The sequence below is a fragment of the Microtetraspora glauca genome, assembly GCF_040656155.1.
GTDB classification, from domain to species: Bacteria; Actinomycetota; Actinomycetes; order Streptosporangiales; family Streptosporangiaceae; genus Microtetraspora; species Microtetraspora glauca.
In genome coordinates this window covers 357732-364347 of the sequence record NZ_JBFALK010000006.1, presented here as the reverse complement: position 1 = coordinate 364347, position 6616 = coordinate 357732, and the positions used below count along the sequence as shown (strand labels likewise).

Here is a 6616-nt window from a genome sequence, read left to right as displayed (position 1 = left end):
TGACCACGTTCTCGATCGCCAACGACATCGCCAAGTACTTCGCGATCATTCCCGCGATCTTCGCGGCGGTCTATCCCGGGCTGGACGTGCTCAACGTCATGCGTCTGGCCAGCCCGCAGTCGGCGGTGTTGTCGGCGGTCGTCTTCAACGCGCTCGTGATCGTCGCGCTGATCCCGCTGGCTCTGCGCGGGGTGCGCTACCGGCCCTCCAGCGCCTCCAAACTGCTCTCCCGCAACCTCTATGTGTACGGCCTGGGCGGCATCGTGGCGCCGTTCATCGGGATCAAGCTCATCGACCTGTTCATCCAGTTCCTTCCGGGGATGTCATGATGGAACGTCTGCCAGGCTGGCTCCGGGTCCATCTCGCCGCGCTGCGGGCACTGCTCGTTCTCACGGCGGTGACCGGAGTGATCTATCCGCTCGTCACCACGGGCGTGGTCCAGGCCCTCTTCCCGGGAAAGGCCGGCGGATCGCTCATAGAACGGGACGGCAGGAGCGTCGGAAGCGCCCTCATCGGGCAGTCGTTCACCGACGCCCACGGCGCCCCGATCAGGACGTACTTCCAGAGCCGCCCGAGCGCGGCCGGCGCCGGGTACGACCCGACGTCGAGCGGGGCGAGCAACCTGGGGCCCGAGGACGTCCTGGACGTGCTCGCCGTGCCCGGGGCGAAGAACGCCGCGGGCGAGCCGGACACCGGCAGGCAGAGCCTCCTCACCAAGGTCTGCGCGCGCAGCGTGGCCGTGGGCGCGCTCGAAGGCGTCAGCGGCGCCCGGCCGTACTGCACGGGCGACGGGGTCGGGGCGGTTCTCAAGGTCTTCCCGGCCGTCGGCACGCCGACCCGGGTGGTCAGCGCCAACCAGGCATGTCCGGCGAAGCCGTTCATCGCCGGATACCAGGGCGTGCCGGTCGAGTGCGCCAAGCCCGGCGAGGACCTGGCCGCCGGCCGGACCGTCCCGGTGCGAGGCGCGGCGCGGGCCGTCGTCCCGGCGGACGCGGTCACCGCGAGCGGCTCCGGTCTCGACCCGCACATCTCGGTCGCGTACGCCGAGCTCCAGGCGCCCCGAGTCGCCAAGGAGCGGGGCATCCCGCTGGAGCGGGTCAGGCGGCTCATCACGGACAACACGACCGGGCGAGCCCTCGGCTTCATGGGAGAACCCGCCGTCAACGTGCTGCAACTTAACCTGGATCTGGACGGTATGAGGAGATGAGAGACATGGCGCGCGGGCGGCTCCGGATCTACCTGGGCGCCGCTCCCGGCGTGGGGAAGACCTTCGCGATGCTGGGCGAGGGCCGGAGGGCGCAGGAGCGGGGGCGTGACGTCGTCGTGGGGCTCGTCGAGACCCACGGCCGCGCCCGTACGGCCGAACTGCTCGAAGGCATGGAGATAGTGCCGAGGAAGGAGCTCGTCTACCGGGGGGTGCACCTCACCGAGCTCGACGTGGACGCGGTCATCGCGCGCGGTCCCAGGGTGGTCCTGATCGACGAGCTGGCGCACACCAACGTGCCCGGATCGCGCCACGCCAAGCGCTGGGAGGACATCGAGCAGATCCTCGATGCCGGGATCGACGTCGTCTCCACGGTCAACATCCAGCACCTGGAGTCGCTCAACGACGTGGTCCAGGAGATCACCGGCGTCCCCCAGCGCGAGACCGTCCCCGACGAGGTCGTACGGCGGGCCGACCAGATCGAGCTGGTCGACATGTCGCCGGAGGCGCTGCGCCGCCGGATGGCGCACGGCAACGTCTACCCGCCGGAGAAGGTCGACGCCGCGCTGTCGAACTACTTCCGCGTCGGCAACCTGACCGCCCTGCGGGAGCTGGCCCTCCTCTGGGTCGCGGGGAAGGTCGACGAGCAGCTCGACCGCTACCGGGCCGAGCACGGCATCGCCGGGACCTGGGAGGCGCGTGAGCGGGTCGTGGTCGCGCTGACCGGCGGACCCGAGGGCGACACCCTGGTACGCCGGGCGACGCGCATCGCGGACCGGAGCAAGGGCGCCGACCTGCTCGCCGTACACGTCACCAGGGCCGACGGGCTGGCCGGACAGGACCCGGCGAGCCTGGCCAGGCAGCGCACGCTGGTCGAGAGCGTCGGCGGCACCTACCACCAGGTGGTCGGCGACGACATCCCGCGCGCCCTGCTCGACTTCGCGCGCGGCGTCAACGCCACCCAGCTCGTGCTGGGCGCCTCCCGGCGCGGCAGGCTCGCGCAGCTGTTCTCGCGCGGCGTCGGCGTCACGACCACGGCACTGTCGGGTTCCATCGACGTCCACATGGTCACTCACGGTGAGATCAGCAGAGGCAGGACCCGCGGCTCCCGGTCGAGGGCCGCCCTCACCCGCAGGCGCCGCCTGGCCGGCTGGGGGCTCGCCGGGCTCGGCATCCCCGTGTTGACCGCCATGCTGGTCGCGTTCCGAGAGGAAGCGACCCTGCCGAGTGAGATCCTGCTCTTCCTCCTCATGGTGGTCGTCGTGGCGCTGGTCGGCGGCATGTGGCCGGCCATCACCGCGGCGGTGGTCGGGTTCGCGCTGCTCAACTGGTATTTCACGCCGCCCCTCTACACCTGGACCATCTACAGCCCGGAGAACCTGCTCGCGCTGGCGATCTACGTGCTGGTCGCGGTCATGGTGAGCGCCGTCGTGGACGTCGCGGCCCGCCGTACGAGAGAGGCGGCCAGAGCCAGCGCGGACGCCGAGGTGCTGTCGACGCTCGCGGGCCACGTGCTGCGCGGGGAGGCGGCGTTGCCGTCGCTGCTCGGCCGCCTCAGGGAGACCTTCGGTCTGGCCGCGGTCACGCTCCTCGAACGCCGGGCCGGCACCCCGCCGAGTCCCGGAGACCAGGCGGACCCGGACGCCTGGCGCATCGTCGCGACCACCGGAGGCCCGCCGTGCGCCTGCCCCGGTGCGGCCGACACCGACGTGGTGATCGACGACGATCTGGTGCTCGCCGCGCGCGGCCGGTTGCTGGACGCCTCCGACCGCAGGGTCCTGGAGGCGTTCGCGGCGGAGGCGGCGATCGCGCTGCGCCAGCAGCGGCTGGAGGAGGAGGCCGAGCAGGCCCGGCCGCTCGCCGAGGCCGACAAGATGCGGACCGCCCTGCTCGCCGCGGTCAGCCACGACCTGCGTACCCCGCTCGCCTCGGCCAGGGCCGCGGTCGAGAGCCTGCGCAACACCGAGATCGACTGGACCGACGAGGACCGCGCGGAGCTGCTGGCCACCGCGGACGAGTCGCTGCTCAAGCTGGACCGGCTGGTCGCCAACCTGCTCGACATGAGCCGCCTCCAGGCCGGGGCACTCGGGCTGGCATTGGGGCCGACCGCGCTGGAGGACGTCGTCCCTCGGGCGATCGACGACCTCGGGCCGCTCTGGGACCGCGTCGATGGGGACATCTCGGTCGAAATTCCCGAGGTCCTCGCCGATCCGGCCCTGCTGGAACGTGTACTGGCCAACCTGATGGCCAACGCGGTTCGCTACAGCCCCCCGGAGGAGAAGGTGCTGATCACCGCGAGCAGGCACGGTAGCCTCGTGGAGATCAGGGTCGTCGACCGCGGCCCCGGCATCCCGCCGGAGGCGCACGACCGGGTCTTCCTGCCGTTCCAGCGCCTCGGCGACCGGGACAACCACACCGGAGTGGGACTCGGGCTGGCGCTCTCACGGGGGCTGACCGAGGCCATGGGCGGCACGCTGGTGCCTGAGGAGACCCCAGGAGGAGGGCTCACCATGACCGTCACCCTGCCCATCTCCTGGGATACGGCCGCCGACTACGGTCCGGGGCACGACGGAGAACGAAGGGAGGGCGGTGCCTTCCCCACGCCTGACGGCGGGGTCTCCGCACCGGAACTCCGATGACCAAGATCCTTATCGTCGACGACGAGCCGCAGATCCTGCGGGCGCTGCGCATCAACTTCGCCGCCAGGCACTACGAGGTGGCCGTCGCCGCCGACGGCGGCTCGGCGCTCCGCCAGGCCGCCGACTGGCATCCCGATCTCGTCCTGCTCGACCTCGGCCTGCCCGACATCGAGGGCATCGAGGTGATCCACGGCCTGCGCGGCTGGAGCCAGGTCCCGATCATCGTGCTCACCGGTCGGGTCGGCAGCGCCGACGCGGTCAGCGCCCTGGACGCCGGGGCCGACGACTACGTCACCAAGCCGTTCGGCCTGGACGAGCTGCTCGCCCGGGTCCGCGCCGCCACCCGCCGCGCGGCGGCGCACCAGCCGGAGACCGCGGTCGTACGGATCGGCGACCACACGGTGAACCTGGCCGACAAGACGATCACCGGAGGCGTACGGCTCACGCCGACGGAGTGGCACCTGCTGGAGATGCTGCTGCGCAATCCGGAGAAACTGGTCAGCCAGCGTCAGATGCTCACCGAAGTGTGGGGCGCCACATATGTGACGGCGACGCACTACCTCCGGCAGTACATGGCCCAGTTGCGTCGCAAGCTGGAGCGGGATCCCGCCCGCCCGGTGCATCTGATCACCGAACCCGGCATGGGATATCGCTTCCGGCCCTGAGTCCTCGCCGACGTCCGGCGGCCGCGCAGGGGCGGCTTCAGGCGTGGACCTGTACCGGTGTCGCGGTCACCGATGCGGACCTGCGCGGTGACCGATGCGGATGCAGGTGGTCACCGATACGGATCTGGATAGCGATTCGGCCCAGCTACCGCTGCGGACCTGGGCGGATACCGATGGGACCCAAGTGGTTACCGGTGTAGACCTGGGGGCTTTAGGTGGCGATTTCCTGGAAAGGGGAGAGGGGACGGGTCGGGGGCGTCCCGTTCGTGGCGGAATGCCGCCGCACAGACAACACACGGAAGGACCCGTTGTCATGACGGACGGGGCGAACAGGGGACCACGACAGGGTGACGACCAGCCGGTGCTGACCAACAGGCAGGGACACCCCGTCTACGACAACCAGAACCAGCGGACGGTGGGGGCGCGAGGCCCGGCCACTCTGGAGAACTACCAGTTCCTGGAGAAGATCAGCCACTTCGACCGCGAGCGCATCCCCGAAAGGGTCGTGCACGCGCGTGGGACGACGACGTTCGGCTTCTTCGAGGCGTACGGGGCGCTGGGGGACGAGCCGGTCAGCCGTTACACCCGCGCCAAGCTGTTCCAGGAGAAGGGCAAGCGGACCGACGTCGCCGTACGGTTCTCCACCGTGATCGGCGGGAGGGACTCGTCCGAGGCCGCTCGGGACCCGCGAGGGTTCGCGGTGAAGTTCTACACCGAGGACGGAAACTGGGACCTCGTCGGAAACAACCTGGCGGTGTTCTTCATCAGGGACGCCATCAAGTTCCCGGATGTGATCCACTCTCTCAAGCCGGACCCGGTGACCTTCCGGCAGGAACCGAACCGGATCTTCGACTTCATGTCGCAGACGCCCGAGTCGATGCACATGCTCATCAACCTCTTCAGCCCGCGTGGGATCCCCGCTGATTACCGGCATATGCAGGGGTTCGGGGTGAACACCTACAAGTGGGCGAACGAGGCCGGCGAAACCCATCTGGTGAAATATCACTGGATGCCGCGACAGGGAGTGCGCAGCATGACCGCCGCCGACGCGGCGGCCGTACAGGCACACGAGCTTGGGCATGCCACCAAGGACCTGCACGAGGCGATCAACCGGGGCGAGTACCCCGAGTGGGAACTGCTGGTCCAGACGATGACCGACGACGAGCATCCCGAGCTGGACTTCGACCCGCTCGACGACACCAAGACGTGGCCGGAGGACCGTTTCCCGCCCAGGCCGGTCGGCCGGCTGGTGCTCGACGCCACCGTGCGCAACAACTTCGCGGAGAACGAGCAGATCGCCTTCGGCACCGGCGTCCTGGTCGACGGCCTCGACTTCTCCGACGACAAGATGCTGGTCGGCCGGACGTTCTCCTACAGCGACACGCAGCGCTATCGGGTCGGCCCCAACTATCTCCAACTGCCGGTGAACCAGGCCAGGAACGCCGACATCCGCACCAACCAGCGCGACGGGCAGATGACCTTCTACGTCGACGGTGAGGGGGAGAGCCCGCATGTCAACTACGAGCCGTCCATCAGCGGCGGTCTGCGCGAGGCGAGGTATCCCACCACCGACGAGCAGGGACCGGTCATCAGCGGACGGCTGACCCGCAAGCGGATCCCGAGGACCAACGACTACCAGCAGGCGGGGGAACGCTACCTGCTGATGGAGCAGTGGGAGCGGGACGACCTCGTGGAGAACTTCGTCACCCTGCTCTCGGAGTGCGACCGGCCGATCCAGGAGCGCATGGTCTGGCATTTCCTCCTCGTTGAGGACGACCTCGGCGTACGCGTCGGGACCGGCCTGGGGATCAACCCCGGAGACGTCGCCCACCTGGAACCGCTGGCCGGGCAGGAACTCACCGAGCAGGACCGCGAGCGGCTGGCCAATCTCGGCAAGAACGGCCCACGTGACGTGACCGGGCTGCGGATGACTCACTGTGTCCCCAACCAGCGCGTACAGAGGGACACAGGGCCGCGCTGAAACCGGACACGAGCGGCGCCGGATCTGGACGGTGGGCAAGTGATAGGGCCGGACACGAAGTGGCGCCGGATCTGGACGCGGAACAGCCCCGGGCTTGGGTGTGAAGCAGCGAGTGCAGGGTCGGGAC

Annotated in this window: 4 protein-coding genes and 1 pseudogene; all 5 read left to right on the top strand. The window is 69.6% G+C overall.

The features are described from left to right. Nucleotides 1-329, top strand: a pseudogene (locus tag AB0I59_RS14535) (potassium-transporting ATPase subunit B); the annotation flags it as partial. Then, entirely contained in the window at nucleotides 329-1207 is an 879-nt protein-coding gene (locus AB0I59_RS14530) for a potassium-transporting ATPase subunit C (protein ID WP_358132855.1), read from the top strand. The pseudogene AB0I59_RS14535 and the gene AB0I59_RS14530, both read left to right, overlap by 1 nt. A gap of 5 nt (nucleotides 1208-1212) precedes the next feature. Next, a complete protein-coding gene (locus tag AB0I59_RS14525; protein WP_082776770.1) occupies nucleotides 1213-3843 on the top strand; it encodes a sensor histidine kinase in 2631 nt (876 codons plus the stop codon). Further along, the gene (locus tag AB0I59_RS14520; RefSeq protein WP_061254976.1) at nucleotides 3840-4508 is read left to right on the top strand and encodes a response regulator; all 669 of its coding nucleotides are present in this window, start codon (nucleotides 3840-3842) and stop codon (nucleotides 4506-4508) included. Before AB0I59_RS14525 ends, AB0I59_RS14520 begins: the two co-directional genes overlap by 4 nt. Nucleotides 4509-4821: 313 nt before the next feature. After that, on the top strand, nucleotides 4822-6489 hold the full coding sequence (locus AB0I59_RS14515) for a catalase (protein WP_061254975.1): 1668 nt from the start codon (nucleotides 4822-4824) through the stop codon (nucleotides 6487-6489). Nucleotides 6490-6616: the final 127 nt, after the last annotated feature.

Excerpts from the sequence above, each read along its gene's own strand:
- AB0I59_RS14530 (WP_358132855.1), top strand. The coding sequence starts at position 329 with ATGGAACGTCTGCCAGGCTGGCTCCGGGTCCATCTCGCCGCGCTGCGG.
- AB0I59_RS14525 (WP_082776770.1), top strand. The coding sequence starts at position 1,213 with ATGGCGCGCGGGCGGCTCCGGATCTACCTGGGCGCCGCTCCCGGCGTG.
- AB0I59_RS14520 (WP_061254976.1), top strand. The coding sequence starts at position 3,840 with ATGACCAAGATCCTTATCGTCGACGACGAGCCGCAGATCCTGCGGGCG.
- AB0I59_RS14515 (WP_061254975.1), top strand. The coding sequence starts at position 4,822 with ATGACGGACGGGGCGAACAGGGGACCACGACAGGGTGACGACCAGCCG.